General features: G+C 59.0%; 29 protein-coding genes. 13 read left to right on the forward strand and 16 right to left on the reverse strand.

Features of this window, described 5'->3' with window-relative positions; translation table 11 throughout:
- Positions 1 to 87 precede the first annotated feature (87 nt).
- Complete coding sequence (locus F6R97_RS07560; RefSeq protein ID WP_038982219.1) at positions 88 to 855, forward strand: DODA-type extradiol aromatic ring-opening family dioxygenase; 768 nt, start codon at positions 88 to 90, stop codon at positions 853 to 855.
- Positions 856 to 1,024: 169 nt separating this feature from the next.
- On the opposite strand, the gene F6R97_RS07565 is transcribed toward F6R97_RS07560, so the two are convergent.
- A complete protein-coding gene (locus F6R97_RS07565) occupies positions 1,025 to 2,698 on the reverse strand; it encodes a DEAD/DEAH box helicase (protein ID WP_007943712.1) in 1,674 nt (557 codons plus the stop codon).
- 432 nt (positions 2,699 to 3,130) lie between these two features.
- Between F6R97_RS07565 and F6R97_RS07570 the strand changes: the two genes are divergently transcribed.
- Positions 3,131 to 3,922, forward strand: a complete 792-nt coding sequence (locus F6R97_RS07570; RefSeq protein ID WP_315866333.1) for a crotonase/enoyl-CoA hydratase family protein — start codon at positions 3,131 to 3,133, stop codon at positions 3,920 to 3,922.
- 118 nt (positions 3,923 to 4,040) lie between these two features.
- On the opposite strand, the gene F6R97_RS07575 is transcribed toward F6R97_RS07570, so the two are convergent.
- Positions 4,041 to 4,796, reverse strand: a complete 756-nt coding sequence (locus F6R97_RS07575; RefSeq protein ID WP_050681929.1) for a spermidine synthase — start codon at positions 4,794 to 4,796, stop codon at positions 4,041 to 4,043.
- Positions 4,797 to 4,959: 163 nt separating this feature from the next.
- On the opposite strand from F6R97_RS07575, the gene F6R97_RS07580 reads away from it, so the two are divergent.
- The gene (locus F6R97_RS07580) at positions 4,960 to 6,306 is read left to right on the forward strand and encodes a class II 3-deoxy-7-phosphoheptulonate synthase (RefSeq protein ID WP_008009408.1); all 1,347 of its coding nucleotides are present in this window, start codon (positions 4,960 to 4,962) and stop codon (positions 6,304 to 6,306) included.
- A 116-nt stretch (positions 6,307 to 6,422) separates the two neighbouring features.
- On the opposite strand, the gene F6R97_RS07585 is transcribed toward F6R97_RS07580, so the two are convergent.
- A complete protein-coding gene (locus F6R97_RS07585; RefSeq protein WP_038982215.1) occupies positions 6,423 to 7,652 on the reverse strand; it encodes a winged helix-turn-helix domain-containing protein in 1,230 nt (409 codons plus the stop codon).
- Between the two features lie 64 nt (positions 7,653 to 7,716).
- Positions 7,717 to 7,932, reverse strand: a complete 216-nt coding sequence (locus F6R97_RS07590; protein ID WP_038982214.1) for a DUF1127 domain-containing protein — start codon at positions 7,930 to 7,932, stop codon at positions 7,717 to 7,719.
- Positions 7,933 to 8,028: 96 nt separating this feature from the next.
- Here F6R97_RS07590 and F6R97_RS07595 point away from each other — a divergent pair, with 96 nt between their 5' ends.
- The gene (locus tag F6R97_RS07595; protein WP_038982213.1) at positions 8,029 to 8,883 is read left to right on the forward strand and encodes a LysR substrate-binding domain-containing protein; all 855 of its coding nucleotides are present in this window, start codon (positions 8,029 to 8,031) and stop codon (positions 8,881 to 8,883) included.
- On the opposite strand, the gene F6R97_RS07600 is transcribed toward F6R97_RS07595, so the two are convergent.
- Positions 8,873 to 9,607, reverse strand: a complete 735-nt coding sequence (locus tag F6R97_RS07600; protein ID WP_409999788.1) for a sulfite exporter TauE/SafE family protein — start codon at positions 9,605 to 9,607, stop codon at positions 8,873 to 8,875. The genes F6R97_RS07595 and F6R97_RS07600 overlap by 11 nt on opposite strands.
- A gap of 124 nt (positions 9,608 to 9,731) precedes the next feature.
- Here F6R97_RS07600 and F6R97_RS07605 point away from each other — a divergent pair, with 124 nt between their 5' ends.
- From F6R97_RS07605 to F6R97_RS07620, 4 genes are all read left to right on the forward strand, one after another.
- Entirely contained in the window at positions 9,732 to 10,688 is a 957-nt protein-coding gene (locus F6R97_RS07605) for a LysR family transcriptional regulator (RefSeq protein ID WP_315866335.1), read from the forward strand.
- Positions 10,689 to 10,757: 69 nt separating this feature from the next.
- Positions 10,758 to 11,219: a MarR family transcriptional regulator gene (locus F6R97_RS07610; RefSeq protein WP_315866406.1), complete on the forward strand. Its 462-nt coding sequence runs from the start codon at positions 10,758 to 10,760 to the stop codon at positions 11,217 to 11,219.
- A gap of 329 nt (positions 11,220 to 11,548) precedes the next feature.
- Entirely contained in the window at positions 11,549 to 11,956 is a 408-nt protein-coding gene (locus F6R97_RS07615) for an organic hydroperoxide resistance protein (RefSeq protein WP_315866336.1), read from the forward strand.
- 32 nt (positions 11,957 to 11,988) lie between these two features.
- Entirely contained in the window at positions 11,989 to 13,002 is a 1,014-nt protein-coding gene (locus F6R97_RS07620) for an alpha/beta hydrolase (protein WP_038982210.1), read from the forward strand.
- A gap of 167 nt (positions 13,003 to 13,169) precedes the next feature.
- Here the strand turns inward: F6R97_RS07620 and F6R97_RS07625 are convergent, their stop codons facing one another.
- The gene (locus F6R97_RS07625) at positions 13,170 to 13,739 is read right to left on the reverse strand and encodes an elongation factor P (RefSeq protein WP_007943632.1); all 570 of its coding nucleotides are present in this window, start codon (positions 13,737 to 13,739) and stop codon (positions 13,170 to 13,172) included.
- 48 nt (positions 13,740 to 13,787) lie between these two features.
- Positions 13,788 to 14,945 carry an elongation factor P maturation arginine rhamnosyltransferase EarP gene (earP, locus tag F6R97_RS07630; RefSeq protein WP_048397590.1) on the reverse strand — a complete coding sequence of 386 codons (1,158 nt, stop codon included), beginning with the start codon at positions 14,943 to 14,945 and terminating at the stop codon, positions 13,788 to 13,790.
- A 124-nt stretch (positions 14,946 to 15,069) separates the two neighbouring features.
- Here earP and F6R97_RS07635 point away from each other — a divergent pair, with 124 nt between their 5' ends.
- Together F6R97_RS07635 and F6R97_RS07640 are read left to right on the forward strand one after the other, a co-directional pair.
- On the forward strand, positions 15,070 to 15,477 hold the full coding sequence (locus tag F6R97_RS07635; protein WP_050681923.1) for a hypothetical protein: 408 nt from the start codon (positions 15,070 to 15,072) through the stop codon (positions 15,475 to 15,477).
- A gap of 14 nt (positions 15,478 to 15,491) precedes the next feature.
- On the forward strand, positions 15,492 to 15,974 hold the full coding sequence (locus tag F6R97_RS07640; protein WP_315866337.1) for a transcription elongation factor GreAB: 483 nt from the start codon (positions 15,492 to 15,494) through the stop codon (positions 15,972 to 15,974).
- Between the two features lie 16 nt (positions 15,975 to 15,990).
- On the opposite strand, the gene cysB is transcribed toward F6R97_RS07640, so the two are convergent.
- The 5 genes from cysB to F6R97_RS07665 all read right to left on the reverse strand — a co-directional run bounded on the left by cysB (position 15,991) and on the right by F6R97_RS07665 (position 19,950).
- Positions 15,991 to 16,965, reverse strand: a complete 975-nt coding sequence (gene cysB, locus F6R97_RS07645) for an HTH-type transcriptional regulator CysB (RefSeq protein ID WP_007899921.1) — start codon at positions 16,963 to 16,965, stop codon at positions 15,991 to 15,993.
- 113 nt (positions 16,966 to 17,078) lie between these two features.
- Positions 17,079 to 17,582: a universal stress protein gene (locus tag F6R97_RS07650; RefSeq protein WP_007899922.1), complete on the reverse strand. Its 504-nt coding sequence runs from the start codon at positions 17,580 to 17,582 to the stop codon at positions 17,079 to 17,081.
- A 97-nt stretch (positions 17,583 to 17,679) separates the two neighbouring features.
- Positions 17,680 to 18,585 carry a 5'-nucleotidase gene (locus tag F6R97_RS07655; protein WP_008075703.1) on the reverse strand — a complete coding sequence of 302 codons (906 nt, stop codon included), beginning with the start codon at positions 18,583 to 18,585 and terminating at the stop codon, positions 17,680 to 17,682.
- Positions 18,586 to 18,610: 25 nt separating this feature from the next.
- Entirely contained in the window at positions 18,611 to 19,567 is a 957-nt protein-coding gene (locus tag F6R97_RS07660) for a putative 2-dehydropantoate 2-reductase (protein WP_315866338.1), read from the reverse strand.
- Positions 19,564 to 19,950 (reverse strand): thioredoxin family protein, encoded by a 387-nt coding sequence (locus F6R97_RS07665; protein ID WP_038982205.1) that lies wholly within the window; start codon positions 19,948 to 19,950, stop codon positions 19,564 to 19,566. The genes F6R97_RS07660 and F6R97_RS07665 overlap by 4 nt, the downstream gene beginning before the upstream one ends.
- Here F6R97_RS07665 and F6R97_RS07670 point away from each other — a divergent pair.
- Together F6R97_RS07670 and F6R97_RS07675 are read left to right on the forward strand one after the other, a co-directional pair.
- A complete protein-coding gene (locus F6R97_RS07670; RefSeq protein WP_038982204.1) occupies positions 19,949 to 20,377 on the forward strand; it encodes a PilZ domain-containing protein in 429 nt (142 codons plus the stop codon). The genes F6R97_RS07665 and F6R97_RS07670 overlap by 2 nt on opposite strands.
- Positions 20,378 to 20,510: 133 nt before the next feature.
- The gene (locus F6R97_RS07675; RefSeq protein WP_038982203.1) at positions 20,511 to 21,587 is read left to right on the forward strand and encodes a 3-deoxy-7-phosphoheptulonate synthase; all 1,077 of its coding nucleotides are present in this window, start codon (positions 20,511 to 20,513) and stop codon (positions 21,585 to 21,587) included.
- Positions 21,588 to 21,657: 70 nt separating this feature from the next.
- On the opposite strand, the gene F6R97_RS07680 is transcribed toward F6R97_RS07675, so the two are convergent.
- The gene (locus tag F6R97_RS07680; protein ID WP_030132333.1) at positions 21,658 to 21,939 is read right to left on the reverse strand and encodes a GNAT family N-acetyltransferase; all 282 of its coding nucleotides are present in this window, start codon (positions 21,937 to 21,939) and stop codon (positions 21,658 to 21,660) included.
- Between the two features lie 628 nt (positions 21,940 to 22,567).
- Between F6R97_RS07680 and oprI the strand changes: the two genes are divergently transcribed.
- Positions 22,568 to 22,819 (forward strand): outer membrane lipoprotei OprI, encoded by a 252-nt coding sequence (oprI, locus tag F6R97_RS07685; RefSeq protein WP_003172710.1) that lies wholly within the window; start codon positions 22,568 to 22,570, stop codon positions 22,817 to 22,819.
- A gap of 123 nt (positions 22,820 to 22,942) precedes the next feature.
- Here oprI and F6R97_RS07690 read toward each other — a convergent pair whose 3' ends face one another.
- From F6R97_RS07690 to F6R97_RS07700, 3 genes are all read right to left on the reverse strand, one after another.
- A complete protein-coding gene (locus tag F6R97_RS07690) occupies positions 22,943 to 23,914 on the reverse strand; it encodes a L,D-transpeptidase family protein (protein ID WP_038982202.1) in 972 nt (323 codons plus the stop codon).
- Between the two features lie 274 nt (positions 23,915 to 24,188).
- The gene (locus F6R97_RS07695) at positions 24,189 to 24,482 is read right to left on the reverse strand and encodes a hypothetical protein (protein ID WP_008075246.1); all 294 of its coding nucleotides are present in this window, start codon (positions 24,480 to 24,482) and stop codon (positions 24,189 to 24,191) included.
- A gap of 56 nt (positions 24,483 to 24,538) precedes the next feature.
- Positions 24,539 to 25,144 (reverse strand): arylesterase, encoded by a 606-nt coding sequence (locus F6R97_RS07700; protein WP_038982201.1) that lies wholly within the window; start codon positions 25,142 to 25,144, stop codon positions 24,539 to 24,541.
- Between the last annotated feature and the right edge of the window lie 9 nt (positions 25,145 to 25,153).

A 25,153-nucleotide genomic window follows, 5' to 3' on the forward strand; every position in this document is an offset into this window, starting at 1 on the left:
TTCGATCAAAAGACCCTAAAACTTATATTAGATTTAGATCAATGATCTGACTGAAGATGGTGCCATCTTACTCTCAGGAGCTCATTCATGTTCCCCAGCCTGTATATCTCTCATGGCTCCCCGATGCTAGCCCTGGAACCTGGCGCCAGCGGGCCGGCTCTCGCGCGCCTGGCCGCGGCATTGCCGAAACCCAAGGCCATCGTGATAGTTTCCGCGCATTGGGAAAGCAGCGAGCTGCTAGTCAGCGGCAACCCTCAGCCTGAAACCTGGCACGACTTCGGCGGCTTTCCGCAGGCCTTGTTCGAGGTGCAATACCCGGCCCCCGGCAATCCGCAACTGGCGGCGGAGGTGGTCGAGCTGCTGAAAGCCGATGGCCTGCCGGCGCGCATCAACAGCCAGCGACCGTTCGACCATGGCGTTTGGGTACCCTTGTCGTTGATGTATCCGCAAGCTGATATCCCGGTGGTGCAGGTCTCGCTGCCCACCCGTGGCGGCCCTGCCCTGCAAACCCGCGTCGGCCATGCCTTGGCCAGTCTGCGCGAGCACGGTGTGCTGTTGATCGGCTCCGGCAGCATCACCCACAACCTGCGCGAACTGGACTGGCACGCCGGCCCGGAAAGCGTCGAACCCTGGGCCAAGGCGTTTCGCGACTGGATGATCGAGAGGCTTGAAGCGAATGACGAAGCCGCATTGCACGACTATCGTCAGCAAGCTCCGAATGCAGTGCGCAACCATCCGAGTGACGAGCATCTGCTGCCGCTCTACTTTGCCCGCGCGGCCGGGGGTGAGTTCACCGTTGCCCATCAGGGGTTCACCATGGGTGCGCTTGGGATGGATATTTATCGTTTCGGATAACGTCAAGATCAAAAGATCGCAGCCTTCGGCAGCTCCTGCATTGACCGCGTTCGACGACATTCCTGTAGGAGCTGTCGAGTGAAACGAGGCTGCGATCTTTTTTCAGGCAAAAAAAATCCCCGAACCAGCCGGGGATTTTTTATGTTCGATCAATCAGCTCGAGAGCGGATCAATCTTCGCGATAGCGACGCAGCTTCAACTGCTTACCGGCAACGCGAGTGTCCTTCAGCTTGGTCAGGAGTTTCTCCAGACCATCTTCCGGCAGCTCGACGAGGCTGAAGCTGTCACGCACCTGGATGCGACCGATGGCTTCACGGGCCAAACCGCCTTCATTCAGGATAGCGCCCAGCAGGTTCTTGGCAGCGATACCATCACGCGCACCCAGCGCGGTACGGCAACGAGCACGACCTTCAGCCAATGGAACCGGAGCACGACGCTCACGATCACCACGGTCCGGACGATCACCGGTACGCTCTGGACGATCGCCACGCGGTGCGTTGTTCGGCACCAGTGGACGTTCTTTCTCGATTGCGGCCAAGGTCAGCGCCTGAGCGTTGGTTGCCTTGCGCAGCAGAGCAGCGGCCAGTGCACGCGGGGTGCAACCGATGTCGGCGGTCAGGCGATCCAGCAGATCACCGTGAGTCGATTCGGCATCAGCGACCAGCGGCGACAGGCTGTTGGTCAGCTTCTTGATGCGGGCATCAAGAACGGCCTGAGCATCCGGCAGACGAACTTCGGCAACCTTCTGACCGGTTACACGCTCGATCACTTGCAGCATGCGGCGCTCACGAGGAGTCACCAGCAGCAGCGCACGACCTTCGCGACCGGCACGGCCGGTACGGCCGATACGGTGAACGTAGGATTCCGGGTCGTACGGCATATCAACGTTGAACACGTGAGTGATACGCGGAACGTCCAGACCACGAGCGGCAACGTCGGTCGCCACAACGATGTCCAGACGGCCATCCTTGAGGGATTCGATCACGCGCTCACGCTGGTTCTGAGCAATGTCACCGTTCAGCGCAGCGGCTTTGTAGCCTTTGGCTTCCAGGGCACTGGCCAGGTCCAGGGTCGCTTGCTTGGTGCGCACGAACATGATCAGGGCGTCGAAATCTTCCACTTCCAGCAGGCTCAATACAGCCGAGGTCTTCTGGTCAGCGTGAACCAACAGGTGAGCCTGTTCGATCGCGGTAACGGTCTGAGTCTTGGTCTGGATCTTCACGTGTTGCGGATCGCGCAGATGGCGTTCGGCAATGGCCCGGATCGACTGCGGCAGGGTGGCCGAGAACAATACGGTCTGACGGGTTGCTGGCAGGGCCTTGAAGATGACTTCGAGGTCGTCCATGAAACCCAGTTTGAGCATTTCATCAGCTTCGTCGAGAACCAGGTGGTTCACGGTAGCCAGAACTTTTTCGTCGCGACGCAGGTGGTCGCACAGACGGCCCGGCGTGGCGACAACGATCTGTGCGCCATTACGGATTGCTTTCAGTTGTGGGCCCATAGGCGCGCCGCCGTAAACGGCCACAACGGTAACGCCCGGCATTTGCTTGGCGTAGGTTTCGAAAGCGGTTGCTACTTGCAGCGCCAACTCACGGGTTGGCGCCAGGATCAGGGCTTGCGGCTCGCGCTTTGCAGGATCGATGCGGTGCAGGATCGGCAGGGCGAACGCGGCGGTTTTACCGGTACCGGTTTGCGCCTGACCAATCATGTCGTGACCGGCCATGATGATCGGGATCGATTGCTGCTGAATAGCCGAAGGTTCTTCGTAGCCGGTCGCAATGACGGCTGCAAGAATATTCGGATTAAGATTAAAAGCGGCGAAGCCGCCGGTTTCCTGGGTCATGGGTCTGCCTCTAAGTGCATCCGCAAAGACCCATGCTCCAAAGCTGCGCATGCCGTGTAAGACTCAAGAGTCGCCCTGGCTGCTTTGTCGGCGGGGATTTGCGAAAACGAATGAATGAAAAAGATTCGTCAAGGAAGAGTCCGCTGTGCGGACGTGCAGCCGAAGCTGGCTTCGGGGAATTGCGCTACCTAAACGCGGCCCGGTTAAAGGCCGGCGCGCACTATACCGGAATTAGCCTGAAAAGGGAGCTTTTTTTATCGGAAAAAACCGGCGTACGCCGTTGTGTCACGGGCTTTGCGGATAATTGTGCGACGGTCTATTTTGCAAAGGCCCGGCCCTGCTGACGATGGCGCTAAAACGGTTCACTCTTGTGACACAGACCTTCGGTCTCACATATCCCTTCCCGCCCCTTCCCACCCGAGGAAATGTCCCATGAATCAGCCCAGCACCAGTCGTGTAACCCGTGAACGACACGGCCATGTCCTGATGATCGGCCTGGATCGGGTGGCCAAACGCAATGCATTCGACCTCGACCTGCTCAACGAACTCAGTCTTGCCTATGGCGAGTTCGAGGCTGACAGCGAAGCGCGGGTCGCGGTGGTGTTCGGTCATGGTGAGCATTTCACTGCCGGGCTCGATCTGGTCAGCGCCGGCGCGGCCCTGGCCGAAGGCTGGCAGGCACCGCCCGGAGGCTGCGACCCATGGGGTGTGCTCGCAGGCCCGCGGGTCAGCAAACCAGTGATTGTCGCGGCTCAAGGCTACTGCCTGACCGTTGGCATCGAGTTGATGCTGGCTGCCGACATCAACCTGTGCGCCAGCAATACCCGTTTTGCCCAGAAGGAGGTGCAGCGCGGGATCTTCCCGTTCGGCGGCGCCACTTTGCGCCTGCATCAGGTCGCCGGTTGGGGCAATGCCATGCGCTGGTTGCTTACCGGGGATGAATTCGACGCTCATGACGCCTTGCATCTGGGGTTGGTGCAGGAAGTCATGGCCAGCGAGGACTTGTTGCCGCGGGCCATTGAATTGGCGGAGCGGATTGCCCGGCAGGCGCCGCTTGGGGTTCAGGCAACGCTGATGTCTGCCCGGCAGGCGCGCTATGAGGGTGAAATGGCGGCAGCTCAGGCTTTGCCGGCGCTGGTGAAGACATTGCTCAATAGCGAAGATGCCAAGGAGGGGGTGCGGTCGATGCTCGAGAAACGGCCGGGCGTTTTCAAAGGGCTTTGAGGCATGTGTTGACTGTGAGGGCCTCATCGCGGGCAAGCCCGCTCCCACAGGTCCGTGAACGACGCAAATCACTGTGGGAGCGGGCTTGCTCGCGAAGAGGGCCCGAACAGACAACGACTTATGTCGCCGGCCGAATCGCCTTGATCAACGACTGCAACGAGTACCCCAACTGCGGTGCCAGGCCTTCAGCGCGAGCGATCAGCCCATCCAGATCCAGTTCCTGATCCAGCTCAGATGGCACGATCAGAATCACGTTGCCCTCCTTCACTGGCAGTTCCCAGTAATGCCGGTGATAGAGACCGCGCAACAACGCCGCCCCCAACGGACGACCATCGTCGGTGGCCCACTGGTTGATCACCAGCCAGCCCCCCGGATTCAACCGTTTCTGACAGTTTTCCAGAAAACCCCAGGCCAGATGCCCGACACCCGGCCCGACATCGGTATAGAGGTCGACGAAAATCAGATCGGCCGGTTCAGCCGTTTCGAGTAGCTCCAAGGCATCGCCGACGCGGATGTACAGCCGTGGATCGTCATCCAGCCCGAGGTATTCGATGGCCAGACGCGGCACATCGGGGCGAAGCTCGATGGCTTCGACATCTTCCAAAGGCAGGAACTTGAGACAGGCTTGAGTCAGAGTGCCGGCGCCAAGACCGAGGAACAGCGCGCTTTCCGGCTGTTCGTGGCACAGCGCGCCAATCAGCATCGCCCGGGTGTAATCGTACTCGAGCCAGCTCGGGTCAGCGGTGAACACGCAGCTCTGTTCGATGGCATCACCGAACTCCAGAAAACGGTAATCAGCCACTTCCAGCACGCGAATCACGCCGAACTCATCCTGTACCTCGGCGAGCAGATGCTCGACGCGCTCCTCAGTCATCTCGTCTCCTGATGTCACCGGGCCTGCAATGTAATAAATAGCAGCGCAATAAGACCGCGTGGGTGGTGCGGCAAAGGCGCGATTGTCCGCGAAGCGACGGGAACAGGTCACGCACTAATTGCTGATAACATAACCGTCCGAGCGTAAAACACTAGAGACTGCAATGAGCCAACCCTGGAGCCCTGACAGCTGGCGCGCCCTGCCGATCCAGCAACAACCCCAATACCCCGACGCGGCGCACTTGCTGCACGTCGAGCAAACCCTGGCGAGCTATCCGCCGCTGGTATTTGCCGGTGAAGCCCGGGAGTTGCGCCGTCAGTTTGCCGAAGTCACCCAGGGCCGGGCGTTTCTGTTGCAGGGCGGCGACTGCGCCGAAAGCTTCGCCGAATTCTCCGCTGCGAAAATTCGTGACACTTTTAAAGTGTTGCTGCAAATGGCGATCGTCATGACCTTCGCCGCCGGTTGCCCGGTGGTCAAAGTCGGACGCATGGCGGGCCAGTTCGCCAAACCCCGTTCGGCCAACGATGAAACCATCAACGGCGTAACGCTGCCGGCCTACCGTGGCGATATCGTCAACGGCATCGGTTTTGACGAAAAAAGCCGCGTACCGGACCCGGAACGTTTGCTGCAGTCTTACCACCAGTCCACTGCAACCCTGAACCTGTTGCGTGCCTTTGCCCAGGGCGGCTTTGCCGACCTGCATCAGGTGCACAAGTGGAACCTGGATTTCATCGCCAACTCGGCGCTGGCCGAGAAGTACAGCCACCTGGCCGACCGCATCGATGAAACCCTGGCCTTCATGCGTGCTTGCGGCATGGACAGCTCGCCACAACTGCGCGAAACCAGTTTCTTCACCGCCCACGAAGCGCTGCTGCTGAATTACGAAGAAGCCTTCGTGCGCCGCGACAGCCTGACCAACGACTACTACGATTGCTCGGCCCACATGCTGTGGATTGGCGACCGTACCCGTCAACTGGACGGCGCGCATGTCGAATTCCTGCGTGGGGTGCATAACCCGATCGGCGTGAAGGTCGGCCCGAGCATGAACCCCGAAGACCTGATTCGCCTGATCGATGTGCTCAACCCGGACAACGACCCGGGCCGCCTGAACCTGATTGCGCGGATGGGCGCGAACAAGGTCGGTGATCACCTGCCACAGCTGATCCGCGCAGTGCAGCGCGAAGGCAAGCAGGTGCTTTGGAGCTCCGACCCGATGCACGGCAACACCATCAAGGCCAGCAGCGGCTACAAGACCCGCGACTTTGCGCAGATTCTTGGCGAGGTGAAGCAGTTCTTCCAGGTTCACGAAGCGGAAGGCAGTTATGCCGGCGGCATCCACATCGAAATGACCGGGCAGAACGTCACCGAATGCATCGGTGGCGCGCGGCCGATTACCGAGGATGGCTTGTCGGATCGTTACCACACCCACTGCGACCCACGGATGAATGCCGATCAGTCGCTGGAGTTGGCGTTTTTGATTGCTGAAACCCTGAAGCAGGTTCGGCGGTGAGTGTAGGAGCTGCCGAAGGCTGCGATCTTTTGATCTTGTTTTGATTCCAGACCGCTAAAAGATCGCAGCCTGCGGCAGCTCCTACAGGGAGACAGTTTGTCCGCGAAAAGGCCAGTTCAATCACCATCAATCTGTGCCAATGCCACCCGCAATCTTGCTGCACTCGCCCGCGGGCAATTCAATTGAATCTGCGCAAGCCCCAACCAATCCGCCATTCGCCGCAGATTGACCGCCAACGCCAGCATACCCGCCTCATCCAGCCCCGGCTCCTCCTCATGCACGGCATGCACCGCCAACCGGCCCAACGCTCGCTCGGCCCGCAAGTCGACCCGCGCAGCAATCCGCTCGTTGTGCAAAAACGGCAATACGTAATAGCCGTAGACGCGCTTGTGCTGTGGCGTATAAATCTCCAGCCGATAACGGAAATCAAACAATCGCTCGGTACGACTGCGTTCCCAGATCAGCGAATCGAAGGGTGAAAGCAGCGCACTGGCCTCGACCTTGCGCGGTACTTTCGGCTCTGCCAGGCAATAGGCCGGTTGCCGCCAGCGTTCAACCTCACACACCAGCAGATCCCCCTCCTCGACCAGTTCCGCCAGCCGCGGTCGGCTGTCTGCCGGGCTCAGGCGAAAATAATCCCGCAGGTCCTTTTCCGTACCGACACCCAAAGCCGTGGCGGCGTGCAGTAATAGGCCACGCTGAGCCTCGGCCTCGCTGAGCAAGGGCTGCTGAAGAATCGCCGAAGGAATCACCCGCTCCGGCAAATCATAAAGCCGTTCGAACCCGCGCCGGCCGGCCACGGTCACTTCACCGGCAGCGAACAGCCATTCCAGCGCATGCTTTTCCGCGCTCCAGTCCCACCACGGACCAGCCCGCTCCTGCCGGGTCGACAGGCTGCCCGCACCCAGCGCACCAAGTTCCTGAACCGACGCCAAAACGCGGCGAATCGTATCCTGCCGCTCACGACCGAAGCGTGCCAATTGCTGATAGATGTCTTCGCCGTGGGTCGCGCGCTGCATGCGCCAGCGCATCAAGGGGTACATCGATAAGGGCAACAGAGACGCTTCATGGCCCCAGTACTCGAACAACGTGCGTCGACGACCCTGACTCCAGGCAGCCTGATCAAGCAAGTCGGATGAGTAATTGCCAAGACGGGAGAACAAGGGAAGGTAGTGCGAACGCACCAACGCATTGACCGAATCGATCTGCAGAATGCCCAGGCGCTCGATCAGCCGGTTGAGCTGAACCGGTTTGATCGTCGCCGGCGGCTGGCGCCCGTTGAACCCTTGGGCAGCCAGCGCCAGACGTCGAGCCTGATTGAGGGAAAAAGACAGTGTGGCGGGCATGAGCATCTCCTTGTCTGCTCGCAACCTACCTCACCCGCAAGTGGTTTGTGTAGCGATGGCATCATCATTTATGCATCGGATCATCCCAGAACGGTCTTACCGCCTCATGCTCCACATCCGCACGGCTCACGCCGATATCCTTCAGTGCTTCGTCGCTCAAGCCCGCCAGCATTTCACGTTCACGGTGAAGTTCGTACCAGCGACTAAACTTGTGCAACAGATCGGATACCGCGTGGATTGAGAATTTTTGTTCCGTTACATGCTCGTTGTGACCTTTCATCGTGTTGCCCTCCTTTAGGGATGGCTCAAGTCTCGCGCCAGCGCTAAGATCAATCCAACGAATGTTTCTGATGGCATACATCTCGGAGATTGATGAATGTCCGCCTACCCCAGTATCGACACCGATGTACTGCGCACCTTCGTCGCGATTGCCGATCAGGGCGGTTTTACCCGCGCCGGTGAAATGGTCAACCGTACCCAGTCGGCGGTGAGCATGCAGATGAAGCGCCTGGAAGAGGACGTGTTGCAGCGTCAGCTGTTCGAACGCGACGGGCGCCAGGTAAAACTGACCGCCGAAGGCCAGGTATTACTGGGCTATGCGCGGCGCATCCTCAAACTCCATAGCGAAGTCTTCAATACCCTGCGCGAACCGCACATGGTCGGCACGGTGCGCATCGGCACGCCCGATGATTACGTCATGCGCTTTCTGCCGGGCATCCTGTCGCGCTTTGCGCAGTTCTACCCGCTGATCCAGATCGAGGTTCATTGCGAATCGACCCGACAACTGTTGCAGCGCCAGGATTTGGACCTGTCCATCGTCACCCGTGAGCCGGGTAACGAGATTGGCCAATTGTTGCGCAAGGAGCGTTTTGTCTGGGCCGAGGCCCAATGCTTCAGCGCCCATGAGCAAACACCGCTGCCGCTGGCGATGTTCAACAGTGATTGTTTCTGCCGCGTCTGGGCATGCAATGCCCTGGATGCCATGGGCCGCGATTACCGCATTGCCTACAACAGCTCCAGCCTGTCGGCGTTGATGGCCGTGGTCAGCGCGGGTCTGGCGATCACCGCGCAGCTGGAAAGCCTGATCACACCGGACATGCGCATCCTCGGCGCCAACGAAGACCTGCCGCTGTTGCCGGAAGCCAGCATCATGCTGATCCGCAACCTGAACAACCCTTCGCCGATCACCGAATGCCTGGCCGAGCACATCGTCGAAGGTTTCAAACTTTAAACGCGAGCATCACCGCACAGACCACCAGAAAACCACAGAACAGCCCACGCAGGAGTCGCTCCGGCAATGCGTGGGCGATTCTCACGCCCCAACTGATGCTCATCAATCCACCGACCGCCAACGGCACGCCAATCGCCCAATGCACCTGATGGTGCACCGCATAAGTCGCCAGGGTGACGCCCGTACTCGGCAACGCCAGCGCCAGCGCCAACCCCTGGGCAACCACTTGAGTGGTACCGAACAGGCTGGTCAACACCGGCGTTGCAACTACTGCTCCGCCCACTCCAAATAGTCCGCCCATGGTCCCGGAAGCCGCGCCGAGCACGCCCAACCACGGCCAGGAATAGCGCATCTGCGAAGAGGCCGGTGCGTTGGTGGTGAACATTCGCATCAGGTTGTAGGCCGACAGCGCGATCAGGAAAGCGACGAAGCCCAAGCGCATGGTTTGCGCATCGATGCCCACCGCCCAGATCGAACCGATCCAGGCGAAGCAAAACCCCATCGAGGCCAGTGGCAGCGCATGCCGCAATTCGATGCGATTGCGCTGGTGATAGCGCCACAGCGCCAGCATCACGTTCGGCACCACCATCACCAGCGCCGTGCCTTGGGCAATCTGCTGATCAAGACCGAACCATACGCCCAGCAGCGGGATCGCGACCAACCCGCCACCGATGCCGAACAGGCCGCCGAGGGTTCCCAACGCTGCGCCAAAAACCAGATACATCAAAAACTCAATCACAGGCGAATTTCCTTTTGTCAGGCTGTTCATCCTACGCAGTCGGCTCTGGCGGGGAAACGCACAGCAACGCACAATGGCTGTGCCAATTTCGCACAAGTGCCGACGAACCATGAACCCCAATCAATTGACCGAACAACTTGGCCTGTTTCTCGATGTGCTGAAAAGCGGCAGTTTTTCCGCCGCCTCCCGTCGTCATCCACTTACGCCATCGGCGGTGGCACGACGTATTGATAGCTTGGAAAACGCGGTCGGCAGCCAGTTGTTCATTCGCAGCACCCATGCCGTGCGCGCGACCCCGGCCGGGCTGGCTTTTGCCGAGCGCGCGCGGCGGATCGTCGCTGAACTGCGCCTGGCCCGGGCGGAAGCAGTGTCCTTGAGCAGTGCGCCGGAAGGCTTGATTCGGGTGGATGCGCCGGCAGCGTTCGGACGCCGACACCTGGCGCCGGTGATTGCCGATTTCCTGACGCTTTACCCCGGCCTCGACGTGCAATTGCACCTGATTGACAGCTTTGTCGACATGCAGGGCTCGAACCTGGGCAAAGTCGATCTGGTCCTGCGTGCCGGGCAGATGGCCGACACCCGGCTGGTGGCCACGCCGCTGGCGAGCATGGTGCGCATCGCCTGCGCCAGCCCCGATTACCTGCAACGCCGTGGCGTGCCGACCGCCCCTGCGCAGTTGGTCGACCATGATGGCCTCGACTGGGAAGGCCTGGCGCCGCCGTTCGCCTGGCGCTTCGAGCGGGATGACCAGATGCACTTGCACCGGCCAGCACGAATCCGCATGAGCGCCAACAATGCCGAGGCACTGGTCTGCGGCGCACTGGCCGGGTTGGGCATCGCGCATTTGCCGACCTGGCTGGCCAGCGAATATTTATTGCGCGGCGAACTGCTGCCGCTGTTTTGCGAGAATGGTCTGCCAAAACCGGAAAGTACCGGCATTTATGCGTTGCGCCTGGAGCAGCAACCCAGTTCGCGCAGCCGCTTGTTGCTGGAATACCTGAAGACCCGTTTCAGCCCCATCCCGCCGTGGGATCTGGCGCTGCAAACCAACCTGGACCGCCACTAGTCCAGAATTATCTGGCGCATTAAAGATTCGCCCGCTAGATTCATGACGATCACTGATCAAGGCTTTGAAATGAACACCGAGCGCAACACCCCGGATAACTGCGACGACTTGCTGCTGGACAATCAGGTCTGCTTCGCCCTGCATTCCACTTCGCTGCTGATGACCAAGGTCTACAAGCCGCTGCTGCAAGCGCTGGGCCTGACCTATCCGCAGTACCTGGCGATGATGGTGTTGTGGGAAAAGGATGGGCTGACGGTCGGCGAAATCAGCACCCGACTACTGACCGATCCCGGCTCCCTCACCCCGCTGCTCAAGCGCCTGGAAGCCGAAGACCTGCTGAGCCGCACCCGCAGCCGTGAAGACGAGCGAGTGGTGATTGTCGAACTGACCGAGCAAGGCCGTGCGCTGCGAGACAAGGCACGGGGCATTCCCCAGTGCATCCTCGGCGCCAGCGGACAAACGCTGGAACAATTGAAGAAGCTGCAAGCGGATCTTCAAGCGTTGCGGAGTCATCTGCAAGATAGCCTTTAGACCGCGTTATCGTTCTTCGCGGGCAAGCCTCGCTCCTACAGGTTTTCGGTCGATAACATAATCTGCAAACGACACAAAACCTGTAGGAGCGAGGCTTGCCCGCGAAGACGTCCTCCCCGCCGCAAAAAATTTCACCTCGCAAAAATCCCGCACCAAAGCCTCTATCTCAAGCTTCTCCTCCCCAATCGAATTGCTGAATGACGACTCAAAACAAATTTTTTCGAAAATTTATCTTGCGCGCTAAATACTTGCGAGCTACATTCACCTCGCACTTACTTAGCGCGCAAACATTTAGCGCAAAACATCCAAATCCGAACGAGGCTCACACCATGCAAACTCTCTACACCGCAATCGCAACCTCCACCGGCGGCCGTGACGGTCGTGCGATCTCCAGCGACAACGTTCTCGACGTCAAACTCGCCACCCCGAAAGAACTCGGTGGTGCTGGCGGCGCCGCAACCAACCCTGAACAACTGTTCGCAGCCTGCTTCATCGGCGCACTGAAATTCGTCGCCAGCCAGACCAAACGCAAAATCCCGGACGACGCGTCGATCACCGCCCATGTCGGCATCGGCCAGATCCCTGGCGGTTTCGGTCTGGACATCGACCTGCACATCAGCCTGCCGGGTCTTGAGCAAGCTGATGCACAAAGCATGGTCGAAGCTGCCCACCAGGTTTGCCCGTACTCCAACGCCACCCGTGGCAACGTCGATGTGCGCCTGCACGTAACCGTCTAACCGCTGACTCCAAGGTCGAACAGGAAATGAATATGAACACTTTCAGCAAAGTCTTGACCGGTACCCTTCTCGCCCTGTCCATCAGCAGTGCATTCGCAGGCAATGGGGTTGAACACAACACCCAGGCGTTCCTCGATGTACTGAATGCCGGCACCGGCAAACCGCTGGAACAGCTCACTCCTGCCGATGCCCGCGCGGTGTTGGTGGGTGCGCAGGCCGGGGTGAAACTGACGCTGCCCAAAGCCGACGTCAGCGAGAAGACCATCCAGGTCGACGGCCAACCGATCAGCCTGACCATCGTTCGGCCGGCCGGGGTCAAAGGCGAGCTGCCGGTGTTCATGTTCTTCCACGGTGGTGGTTGGGTGCTGGGGGACTTCCCGACCCACGAACGGCTGGTTCGCGACTTGGTAACGGGTTCGGGCGCGGCAGCGGTATTCGTCAATTACACACCGTCGCCGGAAGCGCGTTATCCGGTGGCGATCAACCAGGCCTACGCCGCGACGAAGTGGGTGGCCGAGCACGGTAAAGAGATCAACGTCGACGGCAAACGTCTGGCCGTGGCCGGTAACAGCGTCGGTGGCAACATGGCGGCCGTGGTTGCGCTGATGGCCAAAGACAAAGGCACGCCGGCGATCAAATTCCAGGTGTTGTTGTGGCCGGTGACTGACGCCAGCTTCGAGACGGCGTCCTACAACCAGTTCGCCGAGGGGCACTTCCTCACCAAAAACATGATGAAGTGGTTCTGGGACAACTACACCACCGATGCCAAACAGCGGAACGAAATCTACGCCTCACCGCTACGGGCCACTACCGCGCAACTCAAGGGCTTGCCACCCGCGCTGGTGCAGACGGCTAGCGCCGATGTACTGCGCGATGAGGGTGAAGCCTACGCCCGCAAACTCGACGAGGCGGGTGTACCGGTCACGGCAGTTCGCTACAACGGCATGATCCACGATTACGGTTTGCTCAACGTAGTGAGCCAGGTGCCCGCGGTGCGCTCGGCGATGTTGCAGGCGTCTGAAGAGCTCAAGCAACACCTGAAATAACGACCACTTGTAGGAGCGAGGCTTGCCCGCGAAAGCGTACTGTCAGCCGACAACACTGTCGGATGATAAACCGCCTTCGCGGGCAAGCCTCGCTCCTACAGGATGGGGGCATCGGCCACAAAAAAGCCCGACTCAATGGTCGGGCTTTTTCATTCCTGAAGCTGTGCTTATTTAGCACGGCCTTTGTAGGAACCGCCTTCGCGGGTATCGATCTCGATCATGTCGCCGATTTCGATGAAGTCAGCAACCGACAGTTCGGTACCGTTCTTCAGTTTGGCAGGCTTCATCACCTTGCCGGAAGTGTCACCGCGAGCGGAACCTTCGGTGTAGTCAACCTGACGCACGATGGTGGTCGGCAGTTCTACGGAAACCAGACGCTCTTCGAAGAAGATCGCTTCGCAAACATCGGTCATGCCTTCTTCAACGAAAGGCAGAACGGCTTCGATGTCTTCAGCGTTCAGCTCGTACATGGTGTAGTCGGTGGTGTCCATGAACGTGTAGGTGTCGCCGCTGATGAAGGACAGGGTCGCTTCTTTGCGGTCGAGGATTACGTCGTCCAGCTTGTCGTCGGCGCTGTAAACGATCTCGGTCTTGTAACCGGTCAGCAGGTTTTTCAGCTTGGTCTTCATGATCGCGCTGTTACGACCCGACTTGGTGAATTCAGCTTTCTGAACCAGCCAAGGATCGTTTTCGAGACGGATCACGGTACCGGGTTTCAGTTCTTTACCAGTTTTCATTGCGAATATCCGAATTTGGATGGGATTTACAAAAATCTAGGCCGCGTATCATATCCAATTTAGGTAAAACTGTACCAGCGCTGCGGCAAGATCTGCCTGCAAGGCTTGTTCCAGACACCATGTCTCGGCATGTTTTTCCAGTTCAGGCCAATGTTTGCGGGTTGATTTCCAGTGATCAGTCATTGTCTCACCTGCATTCCATGCCCGCCATAGACCGCTGATCGCCTCGCGGGCAGGCTCGGACAGGCCTTGGGTGTACAGGGTCAGGAAAGCATCGAGCTTGTCCAGATGGATATCTTCGTCCTGCCGATAGATGTGCCAGAGCAGCGGACGACCTGCCCATTGAGCGCGGACAAAGGAGTCTTCACCGCGCACGGCGTTGAAATCGCAGCTCCACAGCAGCAGGTCATATTGATCCTGTCGGACGAACGGCAGCACTTGCACAGTCAAGGCGTCGCGCACATGCACCACCCCGGCCTTCAGCCCATCCACCCCGAGCCAACGTTCGACGTCGCCGAGAATCCGGCCTTCGGGTACCAGCAGATGAGTCGGCGTCGAGTCGGCCGCCATCGTGTCCAGCCAACTGGCCAGTCCGGTATTTTCGTAGGCAAACAACGAGATCAGTAATGCATTCGGCGCGCGATCAATTCCCAAGCCTTGCAGGAATTCTCGCTGAGCTTGCGGGCTTTGCTGAAACTGCCGACGCCGCTCCAGCAATCCGCTTTCACGCAGCAAGCCACCGGTGCCTTTGCGGAACCCCGGGAAGAAAAAGAACTTCTGCACGTTCTTGTACTTCACCGACGGCAAGCCATGGCAGCCGACGACCCAGTCTTCGGCACTCAGATAATCGAGGTTCATCCACAGCGGCGGTTTTTCCCGTTCGGCCATGGCCTCCATGTAGGCACTCGGCAACTGGCAGGCGAATGCGGCGATGACGACATCAGCGGCTTCAGTGGGTTGCCAGTCGGCCGACCACTGTCGCACCTCGACGCCCTGCTGCCATTGCTGCGCAGCGTTGATATCAATTTGCGGACACAAACGCTCGAAGGCCCGCAGGTCATCGACCCACAAGCGCACCGTCGCGCCATGTTCGGCCACCAGCTGTCGGGCCAGACGCCAGGTCACACCGATGTCGCCGAAGTTGTCGACCACGGTGCAAAAAATATCCCAGCGCCAGCGGTTTTTCACTTGAGGCATTTCAGGCATTCCAGGCTCCCGTTGGCAAAGGCGCCGATTGTCCGCATAAATTACCCCGTGCAGAAGAGCCGACGGCGATTAATCTTCATGCGACAATCGCCACTTGCCCGCGACCACCCGCCAGGAGGCAGCAATGCCCTACCGCCCAAACCCGCGCCGCCCCTTGCCGATCCAGTTTAATGCGCTGCAACTGACCGGCAGCATTGCCCTCGGTTTGTGGCTGGGATTCATCGCGATCGCACTGACTTGCTGGCTCGCCTGGCGCCTGTTGTTCAACGAGCAATTGGCGCCCTTGGCCCAGGCGGTGGAGCAACTGGCCAAGCCACCGGTGATTGAGCAACCTGCCCAACCTGCGCCGCAGAACCCGATGTTCGAACAGTACGAGGATCACCTGCGCAGGAATGAACAGCAGCAAATGGTGGAACAGGCCAGAAGCAGCAAACACAATCTGTCCAATCCAAAATGCCAGTTCTGGCTGCAGCAGAATCAAACTGCGCCGAGCGAAAAAAGCCGCGCCAACGTCCTGCAATTCTGCGATTGATCATGAAGCTCTCTATGCACAAGCCGACCGTCCACCAACTGATTATCGACAAGCTGCGGATCGATCTCGACATCGCCGAGCGGGCCGCGCAAACCGCTTACGAAACCGCGACCCACGAAGAAAACATCGCCGAAAACAAGTACGACACGCTGGGGCTGGAGGCGTCTTACCTGGCGGCCGGACAGGCCAGACGAGTGGAAGAAATCAGGCAGTCATTGACCCTTTGCCAGAACCTGACACTGCGGCCTTATGATGATCAGCGCGGTATCGAAGTCGGTGCCCTGCTCGGTCTGGAAGACGAAAAGGGGCGCGAACAGTGGCTGTTCCTGGCCCCTGACGCGGCCGGGCTGAAGATTGATCTGGTGGGGCAACTGATTACTGTCATCACCCCCCGCTCGCCGCTGGGCAAAAGCCTGCTGGGCAAGTTCGAAGGGGATGAAGTGGAGATTCTGGTGGCGGGCGCTCGGCAACAGTTTTCTGTTACCGAGGTGGTCTAGGCAAGACGATTGACGATTAATGCACCGGCAGTTCGACGCCGTCGAACAGCTCTTCCAGTTCCTGTTTGTTGTGGCACTGAATGGCCTTGGCCATGACTTCGCGGGTCAGGTGCGGCGCGAATTTCTCGATGAAGTCGCACATGAAACCACGCAGGAACGTGCCGCGACGGAAACCGATTTTGGTAATGCTGGATTCGAACAACTCGCTGGCATCGAGCACCACCAGGTCGCTGTCGAGCTTGGTGTCGACCGCCATTTTCGCCACGATACCCACGCCCAGGCCCAGACGAACGTAAGTCTTGATCACGTCGGCGTCGGCGGCGGTGAATACAACTTTCGGTGTCAGGCCGCGATGACTGAAGGCTTCGTCGAGTTTCGAACGACCGGTGAAACCGAACACGTACGTCACGATCGGGTATTCGGCCAACGCTTCGAGAGTCAGCTTCGACAGCTTGGTCAGCGGGTGGCCCTGAGGCACGACCACGCAGCGGTTCCAGCGGTAGCACGGCATCATCACCAGGTCGCCGAACAGTTCCAGGGCTTCGGTGGCGATGGCGAAATCGACGGTGCCGTCAGCGGCCATCTCGGCGATCTGCATCGGCGAACCCTGGTGCATGTGCAGGGCAACGTCCGGGTATTGCTTGATGAAGTTGCTGATCACCGGTGGCAACGCATAACGCGCCTGAGTGTGCGTGGTGGCGATCGACAGGGTGCCTTTTTTCTCGTTGGAGAATTCCTGGGCGATCTGCTTGATGCTTTCAACTTTGCGCAGGATCTCACCAGCGGTGGTGATGATGCGCTCGCCGGCCGGGGTCACCCGGGTCAGGTGCTTGCCGCTGCGCGCGAAAACCTCGACCCCCAATTCGTCTTCCAGCAGACGAATCTGTTTGCTGATGCCCGGTTGCGAGGTGTAGAGGCTTTGGGCTGTAGCTGAAACGTTGAGGTCGTGGTGCGCCACTTCCCAGATGTAGCGCAATTGTTGGAGCTTCATATGAATCCCTCAAAGCAGGTAGACGCCACGGGCATCAGCGACGGTATATAACTATATTAATGGTTTGATTAATAAATCTAGAACTTTTTTATCAAAATGCCATTATTCGTGTCCTAGCGATCCCCTTTGCGGCGACGTTCCATCAGCGGCACCAAATAGACCGGCACCCTGGACAGTTGCAACACGCGCGCAGCGGTTCGACCCAATGGCGTTTCCGCGCCAGCGCCATGACTGTGACTCCCTACGATCAGCAAATCGACGGAGAGTTTCTGCGCCTGGTCGAGAATCACCTGCGACGGATCGCCCTGCAGCACTCGCACTGCCCGAATCCGTTCCAGGTCCTGCTCCCCCTCATCCCCCAGTTCTTCGCGAAAGCTGTCGAGCACCCGCTGCTCGATATTGGCAATCACCGTATTCAGCCCCTGACTGTGAAACTCGTTCAGGGCCTGCTCATCGAGGTAACTCTGAAGCACCGATTCGGCGAACAACCCCATCGGCTCAACCGCGTGCACCACATACAAGTCGGCATTGAATGTTCGAGCCAGTGCCAACGCATGCTGCATCACAAAAGGTGCATACAGACCGAGGTCGGTGGCATACAGCATCGAATGAATCATAGTGACCTCCTTTAATGCCAACATGGCGGAGATTGATTCAGCTTAGCAGTGCCGTGGCGAGAGCGGCGTTCGGCGCAACGTATTGAACCGTGGCGCTTTAAATCGACGGCTCGTTACTGATGCCATGCGGCACGTGACCGGTGGCGACCACTTCGCGGGCCAGCTCGCAATGGCCGGCCTGATCGTCGAAAAATACGTCGGCGGCAAAGGCTTCGAGAAAAGCTGATTTGGTCAGCCCGCCAAGAAACAGCGATTCGTCCAGACGGATGTCCCATTCACGCAAGGTGCGGATCACCCGTTCATGGGCCGGCGCCGAGCGCGCGGTCACCAGCGCGGTGCGGATCGGACACGCATCATCGGGGAACTCGCGCTGCAAAAGGTTGAGCGCCGCGAGGAAGCCTTTGAACGGCCCGCCGCGCAAAGGCTCGCGGGCGGCCTCACGCTCGCTGGCCTGAAACGCCGCCAGGCCTCCCGACTGATAGACCCGCTCCGACTCATCGGAAAACAGCACCGCGTCACCGTCGAAAGCAATGCGCAATTCATCACTGGCGGCGCGACTGGCACCGCCCGATAGAATAGTCGCTGCGGCGAAACCCGCATCCAGCGCACTGCGCACATCGTCGGAATGGGTCGAAAGAAACAGGTCGCAGCCAAAGGCCTTGAGGTACGGATAAGGGCTGCGCCCGCCGACAAATGCCGCACGTGAGATCGCCAAGCCATAGTGATGAATCGAATTGAACACCCGCAGGCCGGTGTCGGCGCTGTTGCGCGACACCAGGATCACCTCGACCCGGGCACGGCCGAGACTGGCGTTCAGGTTCAGGAGTTTTTCGACTAATGGGAACGCATCGCCGGGCTCGAGAATTTCGTCTTCGTGTTCGATCTGGTATTGCCGATAGGCCTCGACGCCGCTCGACAGATAAACCTTGTGGCTCTCGCTCAAATCGAACAGCGCTCGCGAAGAAATCGCCAACACCAGTTTGTCGTCTATGCCATTGGCCATGCCCTTCCCTCTCCTGTTGACCGACTCAGTGATTACGTCGGTCGATAAAACTCAAGCTGCGATACAAGGCTTCAATTCGCGGCAACTCACATCCCGCCGCTTTCGCCGCTGCCAGTGGCCGAGTGTAGATGGCATCCAGTTCCAGCGGCCGCTTGTGCAGGAAGTCGTGGTACATGCTCGGCCAATAATCGGGCATTTTCTCGGTCATCATGAACAGATAATCGGCGTAACCCGGCGGCATGTTGTGACCACAGGCCTTGGCCCCATGAACCACTTCGGCCATCAATGCCTGAACCAGCGCGCGGCTGTCGGTATCCGTCATCAACGGCGTGGTGCTGGCCCCAAGCAGAACCGACAGGCCGTTGTAGGGGATATTCCAGACCAGTTTCTGCCAGCGCGCCTGATGCAGATTCGGCATGGCCTGGGAGTCGATGCCGGCGACGCGAAACAGACCGGCGCCCTCCTCGACGATATTCATGCGCGCCTGTTCATCGGCGACGGGACCACTGTGGTAGCCGACGTTCACGGCCCCGAGCGCCTGATGGGTAATGACCCCTGGGCCGGCGCGATGGACGCAGATCAGACAGAGCCCGCCGAGTAGATGCAGCGAATCGGGGAGTAACTCGCGCAGACTGTCTTCGATGTCCAGGCCATTTTGCAGCAACAGCACTTTGGCATCAGGTGCCGCGGCTTGAATAATGGCCGGTGCCAGGTCCGCATTACTGGTGGTCTTGGCGCCCACCAATAGCCAGTCACACGGCGGCATGTCGGCAGCCGACGAATAGGCCTGGACCGGGTTCAGGGTCAGCGGGCCCAACGACGCATGGTCAAGATGCAAGCCGCGTTCGGCCACCGCTGAAAACTCACTGCGCAACAAAAAGTGCACATCGAAGCCGGCACGCGCCAGCATCAGCCCGTAGAAACCACCGATTGCGCCGGTCCCGATGATGCCGATTGTCGGTTTGGCCACTGTGTCTGTCATGGCAACTCCTCTGCTTGTCGACTCAACGCCTGACTCACAGCTTCGTTGAGCGCTGTGCGGGTCAGACGCGACTGTAGTGCCCCAAAGAATTCACCGTCGCGCACCACAAACAGCGCCGGCAAATGAAAGACCCGATAACGCTCGACCACGCCACCGTTGTTCCCCGCATCAATCCAGCACAGTCGATCGACCGCCAGATCGAGCACGGGCAATTGCTCACGGGCAAAACGGCAACTGGCGCAGCCGACGCTGGTAAAGACCACCAGGGAAATGCCGCTCATCGCCAGCAACCGTTGGTCGGCGTCAAAATCAGTCAGTTCCGATTCGACCACTATACTGGGAGAAACGATGTCATATGGCCGACACAGGGAGTCCGTGTTCATGAGACGTTATCTTCCTCATCCTGACGATGTGCCCGTCGAATTAACGTTGTTCAAACATGAGTGTATTTCGCGACAACAGCTGCACACTATCAGCCTCGGTGGCATGGCTTGCAATTACCACCGCGCGTGGCGCCACGGTACGGCGCTGGAAGTACGCATGCCGACCCTGAACCCGGACTTGTGTTTTCTGGGCTATGTGGCTTGGTGCCTGCGACGCAAGCGCGGCTATCTGGTCGGCATCGCCTTTGTTGACGAACAGATGCTATTCAGTGCCAGGATGGGCGAACAGGTGTGTCAGATCGAACGTTACCGCCGCCAGCATGACGCACACGACGACCTGCAGGATATTCAGGCCCTCGCTCTCGAATGGGTCCAGCAACACGCCGACGAGTTCTCCCACGACACGGTTCGCAAGGCATTTGCATAGTTAAACCGGTGTCTGCCCATTGTCGAGCCACGGTGTAACGCGCTAAGGTTCAGCTCCCCGACGCGCTTAAATTTGCTGTGCTCCGCCGCGCGGGTTCGCTGGCGGCCGGCACCCGTGACCTGACGAGTAAACGATGGCTGATTTACCGATCAACGACCTTAACGTCGCTTCCAACGAGACCCTGATCACTCCCGATCAGCTCAAGCGTGATATTCCTCTGAGCGACGCTGCCCTGCGCACCGTCACCAAGGGCCGCGAAGTCATTCGCAACATTCTTGATGGTACCGACCACCGCCTGTTCGTCGTGATCGGGCCGTGCTCGATCCATGACATCAAGGCTGCCCACGAATACGCCGAGCGTCTGAAAGTGCTCGCGGCGGAAGTGTCCGATACCTTGTATCTGGTCATGCGCGTGTATTTCGAGAAGCCACGCACCACCGTCGGCTGGAAAGGCTTGATCAACGACCCGTACCTGGACGACTCGTTCAAGATTCAGGATGGCTTGCACATCGGTCGTCAGTTGCTGCTGGACCTGGCCGAAATGGGCCTGCCGACCGCGACCGAAGCCCTCGACCCGATCTCCCCGCAATACTTGCAGGACCTGATCAGCTGGTCGGCGATCGGCGCACGCACCACCGAATCCCAGACTCACCGTGAAATGGCTTCCGGCCTGTCCTCGGCCGTCGGCTTCAAGAACGGCACCGATGGCGGCCTGACAGTGGCCATCAACGCCTTGCAATCGGTTTCCAGCCCGCACCGTTTCCTGGGCATTAACCAGGAAGGTGGCGTGTCGATCGTCACCACCAAGGGCAACGCCTACGGTCACGTCGTGTTGCGCGGCGGTAACGGCAAACCGAACTACGATTCGGTCAGCGTCGCGCTCTGCGAGCAAGCGCTGAACAAAGCGAAGATCAAGCCGAACATCATGGTCGATTGCAGCCACGCCAACTCCAACAAGGACCCGGCCCTGCAACCGCTGGTGATGGAGAACGTCGCCAACCAGATCCTCGAAGGCAACCAGTCGATCATCGGCCTGATGGTCGAAAGTCACCTGAACTGGGGCTGCCAGGCGATCCCGAAAGACCTCGCCGACCTGCAATACGGCGTGTCAATCACCGATGCCTGCATCGACTGGACCGCTACCGAGAACACCTTGCGCAGCATGCACGCCAAGCTCAAGGATGTGCTGCCCAAACGCAATCGCAGCTGATCGCCGTTTCGTTTCACGCATAAAAAAACGCCAGGTTCAAACCTGGCGTTTTTTTATGCGTTCGCTTTGTTCACAGCTTGGCGGCATGCCGCTGGTGGCGTTCCATGTAGCGCTCCACGTAGGAACACGATGGAATGACCGTGTAGCCCATTTCCTCGGCGTATTGCAGTGCCTGCTCGGTCAACGCCGCCGCGATGCCGCGACCACGCAGCGCGTTGGGCACAAAGGTGCGATAAATATCCAGGGTCTGTTTTCCCAGATCCATATAGGTCAGGTAGGCACGATAACCGTCCACAGTGGTCTCGAACTGATGACCAGCCTGGTCATGGTGGATGGACAACGCCTCGCTCATCACTACTCCTCGCGGGTCTTTAATTCTGACCCCTACCTTACCGATGTTTTTCCGGCGAAGGAACATCTACGCCACCCCGTGCCTGAATGGACACCGAGAGCAACACCCATCTCGCGCAACCGAGCACGTATCAAATAGTAGGCACCATTGGCAGAAATGCTCAAGGGACGCTCGTCATGCTGGCAGGCGGGGGCTGCTTGGGGTAATGCAGGGGCGGCCCGACCGGGATATTCCCGGGCCAGGCCTGAACATTGCCGGATATTGAGACTTAAGACGAGCGCCCTTTGTTTAAGTCACCTCAACATGGATAAAGATATGAGAGCCGCTGCGCAAAATCCGAACAAAAGTGTGGACGATTCCATCTAGACAGACTTTAGTCGAGACTGAAAAACAGCTGCCGAGGTGGGGAACTTTTCTTCGGCGGCTCGCTCAGTTCGGGCCTCGCAGCTGGATATTTTTTATACAATGCAGTTAAAAGTTGCTCGAAAAAGAATCAACGCCTACAATTTTTTTTGCTTCTTGCTCTACGTCAGTTTACTTACTACAAGTAATGGGTAGTATGTACGCCGGCTATTTCCTCACTCTGAGGAGACAGCTACTTAATAGAAAGTCCTTGAAGGGGAACACGATGAACAACGTTCTGAAATTCTCTGCTCTGGCTCTGGCCGCAGTTCTGGCTACCGGTTGCAGCAGCGTATCGAAAGAAACCGAAGCACGTCTGACTGCTACTGAAGACGCAGCAGCTCGCTCCCAGGCTCGTGCAGACGAAGCTTACCGTAAAGCTGATGAAGCTCTGGCTGCTGCTCAAAAAGCACAACAGACTGCTGACGAAGCTAACGAGCGTGCTCTGCGCATGCTGGAAAAAGCTAGCCGCAAGTAATAGTCCTTCGGGATTGTTATCAAGCCGACCCATTTTTTGGGTCGGCTTTTTTATTGCCCGCACTTTCTGCAGGCCATAAAAAACCCGCCGACGCGGCCTGCATCGGCGGGTTGCTTTAACGCGTTACTGCTGCAGGTCGATCGGTGCACTCGTGACCATCGGTGCCGAGGTACCCGGTACCGCGATTTCCACCGGCAGGCCATCTTCAGCGGCAACCACGTCACGCACCACATCCCAGTTCATGCGCAAGTTGTTGGTGATGTCCTCACGCTTGAGCATCGCATTGATCACTGCGGTGTGCTTGTCGACCACCGAAGGGTTGCCCAGATCGTCCAGCGGCGTGTGCGCTTCCAGATAAACCTTGCCGGCACTGAGGCCGAACTTGTACGGGTCGTTGATGATCCGCACAGACGTCCCGACCGGCACCATGCTGGCCATTTCCAGTACGTTGTTGTTGAACATGCGGAAGCAACCGTGGCTGGTGCGCATGCCGATACCGAACTTCTTGTTCGAACCGTGAATCAGGTAGCCCGGAGTGCCCAGCGTGAACTTGAACGGCCCCAGCGGGTTGTCCGGGCCGGCTGGCACCACATTCGGCAGTGGATCGCCATCGGCGGCGTGCTCGGCCTTGATCGACGCTGGAGGGGTCCAGGTCGGGTTCGGCGTCTTGGCGATGATGCTGGTGTGGGCAATCGGCGAGCCCCAGCCTTCACGGCCGATACCCAGCGGGAAGGTGTACACCACGTTCCGGCCTTTCGGGAAATAGTAAAGACGGTATTCAGCCAGGTTGATGACGATGCCTTCACGGGGACCCGGCGGCAGGATGAAGCGCGTCGGCAGTACCACTTCGGTACCTGCGCCCGGCAACCATGGATCAACACCAGGGTTGGCGGCGACCATTTCCGAATAGCCCAGATCGTAGGTGGTGCCAAGGTCGGCGAAGGTATCTTCGTACTTGGCCTTGATCACTTGCACCTGGCCGATGATGTCTTCACCGGGTGGTGGCAGGGGTAGCTCCAATGCTGCTACCGGACCCGCGACACAGAGGGCGGCAAGAGACAGGCAGCGGGTGACGGCGGGAAAGCGCGGCAACATCCGGAAAATCCTTCGCATGATCGACAAGGGTATAAAAATGGAATTGTACACCGCCTTCCGTTATTTCGGGGAGACGTAAAGACCTGCGGTTGGGGGGCTGCGGTGAGGGGCTTGCCTGTGGCGAGGGGGCTTGCCCCCGTTCGGCTGCGCAGCAGTCGTAAAACCGGTAAACGCGTTCTGACTGCGGAACCGCGTTGAGCGGATTTAGGGTCGCTTCGCAACCCAACGGGGGCAAGCCCCCTCGCCACAGGAAGCTCCCTCGCCCCACAGGGCCCTAAAGCTCGAACCGCAACTCGGGCCAGATCGGCGAAGTGCCGCGTTTTTGCGATTCCAGGATGGCCCGGCACAACGAGCACAGGCGCTGGTCCTGGAACACGGTACGGTCGACGCTCGACCAGCGCGGTTGCGCCGGCAACAGGCTGCCGCACAAGGTTCGATCCACCGAGCCGCCCAACTCCAGCTGACGGGTCACCAGATGCACCCGCACTTCCTGGCAGGCGAACAGATCCAGCTGTTCGTCAGGCTCGATCAGTTGGTAGGCAAAAAGGGACCAGGCAGGACGCGGCATCGGGGGCTCCAAATCGGGGGCGCCACCTTAGCCGAAACACCGCCACTAGAAAAGCGTCAAAGCAGCGGTTTCAGTGTCGGCCAGACATTTTCCAGCAACTTGTCCTGAGCCGCCGCAGCCGGGTGCAGGCCGTCGCCTTGCATCAGGTCCGGATGACCGCCCACACCGTCGAGAAAAAACGGCACCAGCGGGATCTTTTTCTCATCGGCCACCTTGGTGTAAGCCTCGGCAAAGGCCTGGGTGTAACGCACACCGTAGTTGGGTGGCAGTTGCATGCCCAGTAGCAATACCTTGGCACCACTGGCGCGGGAGCTGTCGATCATCGACGCAAGATTTTGTTGCAATTGTGTTGGCAGCATTCCGCGCAACCCATCGTTGCCCCCCAACTCGAGGATAACCAGCGCAGGCTTATGCTCTGCAAGCAGCGCCGGCAGGCGCGCCCGGCCTCCGGCACTGGTGTCGCCGCTGATGGATGCATTGACCACTTTATCGTCGAAACCTTCGCGCTTGAGCCGTTGCTCGAGCAATGACACCCACCCCAAGCGGGTATCCAGGCCGAAACCGGCGCTGATACTATCGCCAACGATCAGGACTGTACCCGCCGCTGCGTTCTGGGCCATGCACATCAAGGCCAGGCCAGCACTCAAAAACCACACTCGCATCGGATTCTC

This window comes from Pseudomonas sp. JV414 (assembly GCF_032424305.1).
GTDB lineage: Bacteria > Pseudomonadota > Gammaproteobacteria > Pseudomonadales > Pseudomonadaceae > Aquipseudomonas > Aquipseudomonas lini.

Bases quoted from the DNA above. Each gene is read 5' to 3' on its own strand.
- F6R97_RS07660 (WP_315866338.1), bottom strand. From the start codon at position 19,567: ATGACAGACACAGTGGCCAAACCGACAATCGGCATCATCGGGACCGGC.
- F6R97_RS07600 (WP_409999788.1), bottom strand. From the start codon at position 9,607: ATGTATCTGGTTTTTGGCGCAGCGTTGGGAACCCTCGGCGGCCTGTTC.
- earP (WP_048397590.1), bottom strand. From the start codon at position 14,945: ATGCCTGAAATGCCTCAAGTGAAAAACCGCTGGCGCTGGGATATTTTT.
- F6R97_RS07620 (WP_038982210.1), top strand. From the start codon at position 11,989: ATGAACACTTTCAGCAAAGTCTTGACCGGTACCCTTCTCGCCCTGTCC.
- F6R97_RS07640 (WP_315866337.1), top strand. From the start codon at position 15,492: ATGCACAAGCCGACCGTCCACCAACTGATTATCGACAAGCTGCGGATC.
- F6R97_RS07605 (WP_315866335.1), top strand. From the start codon at position 9,732: ATGAACCCCAATCAATTGACCGAACAACTTGGCCTGTTTCTCGATGTG.
- cysB (WP_007899921.1), bottom strand. From the start codon at position 16,965: ATGAAGCTCCAACAATTGCGCTACATCTGGGAAGTGGCGCACCACGAC.
- F6R97_RS07625 (WP_007943632.1), bottom strand. From the start codon at position 13,739: ATGAAAACTGGTAAAGAACTGAAACCCGGTACCGTGATCCGTCTCGAA.
- F6R97_RS07635 (WP_050681923.1), top strand. From the start codon at position 15,070: ATGCCCTACCGCCCAAACCCGCGCCGCCCCTTGCCGATCCAGTTTAAT.
- F6R97_RS07570 (WP_315866333.1), top strand. From the start codon at position 3,131: ATGAATCAGCCCAGCACCAGTCGTGTAACCCGTGAACGACACGGCCAT.
- F6R97_RS07695 (WP_008075246.1), bottom strand. From the start codon at position 24,482: ATGCCGCGTCCTGCCTGGTCCCTTTTTGCCTACCAACTGATCGAGCCT.
- F6R97_RS07590 (WP_038982214.1), bottom strand. From the start codon at position 7,932: ATGAAAGGTCACAACGAGCATGTAACGGAACAAAAATTCTCAATCCAC.
- F6R97_RS07700 (WP_038982201.1), bottom strand. From the start codon at position 25,144: ATGCGAGTGTGGTTTTTGAGTGCTGGCCTGGCCTTGATGTGCATGGCC.
- oprI (WP_003172710.1), top strand. From the start codon at position 22,568: ATGAACAACGTTCTGAAATTCTCTGCTCTGGCTCTGGCCGCAGTTCTG.
- F6R97_RS07575 (WP_050681929.1), bottom strand. From the start codon at position 4,796: ATGACTGAGGAGCGCGTCGAGCATCTGCTCGCCGAGGTACAGGATGAG.
- F6R97_RS07580 (WP_008009408.1), top strand. From the start codon at position 4,960: ATGAGCCAACCCTGGAGCCCTGACAGCTGGCGCGCCCTGCCGATCCAG.
- F6R97_RS07650 (WP_007899922.1), bottom strand. From the start codon at position 17,582: ATGATTCATTCGATGCTGTATGCCACCGACCTCGGTCTGTATGCACCT.
- F6R97_RS07565 (WP_007943712.1), bottom strand. From the start codon at position 2,698: ATGACCCAGGAAACCGGCGGCTTCGCCGCTTTTAATCTTAATCCGAAT.
- F6R97_RS07665 (WP_038982205.1), bottom strand. From the start codon at position 19,950: ATGAACACGGACTCCCTGTGTCGGCCATATGACATCGTTTCTCCCAGT.
- F6R97_RS07615 (WP_315866336.1), top strand. From the start codon at position 11,549: ATGCAAACTCTCTACACCGCAATCGCAACCTCCACCGGCGGCCGTGAC.
- F6R97_RS07560 (WP_038982219.1), top strand. From the start codon at position 88: ATGTTCCCCAGCCTGTATATCTCTCATGGCTCCCCGATGCTAGCCCTG.
- F6R97_RS07585 (WP_038982215.1), bottom strand. From the start codon at position 7,652: ATGCCCGCCACACTGTCTTTTTCCCTCAATCAGGCTCGACGTCTGGCG.
- F6R97_RS07610 (WP_315866406.1), top strand. From the start codon at position 10,758: ATGAACACCGAGCGCAACACCCCGGATAACTGCGACGACTTGCTGCTG.
- F6R97_RS07595 (WP_038982213.1), top strand. From the start codon at position 8,029: ATGTCCGCCTACCCCAGTATCGACACCGATGTACTGCGCACCTTCGTC.
- F6R97_RS07690 (WP_038982202.1), bottom strand. From the start codon at position 23,914: ATGTTGCCGCGCTTTCCCGCCGTCACCCGCTGCCTGTCTCTTGCCGCC.
- F6R97_RS07675 (WP_038982203.1), top strand. From the start codon at position 20,511: ATGGCTGATTTACCGATCAACGACCTTAACGTCGCTTCCAACGAGACC.
- F6R97_RS07680 (WP_030132333.1), bottom strand. From the start codon at position 21,939: ATGAGCGAGGCGTTGTCCATCCACCATGACCAGGCTGGTCATCAGTTC.
- F6R97_RS07655 (WP_008075703.1), bottom strand. From the start codon at position 18,585: ATGGCCAATGGCATAGACGACAAACTGGTGTTGGCGATTTCTTCGCGA.
- F6R97_RS07670 (WP_038982204.1), top strand. From the start codon at position 19,949: ATGAGACGTTATCTTCCTCATCCTGACGATGTGCCCGTCGAATTAACG.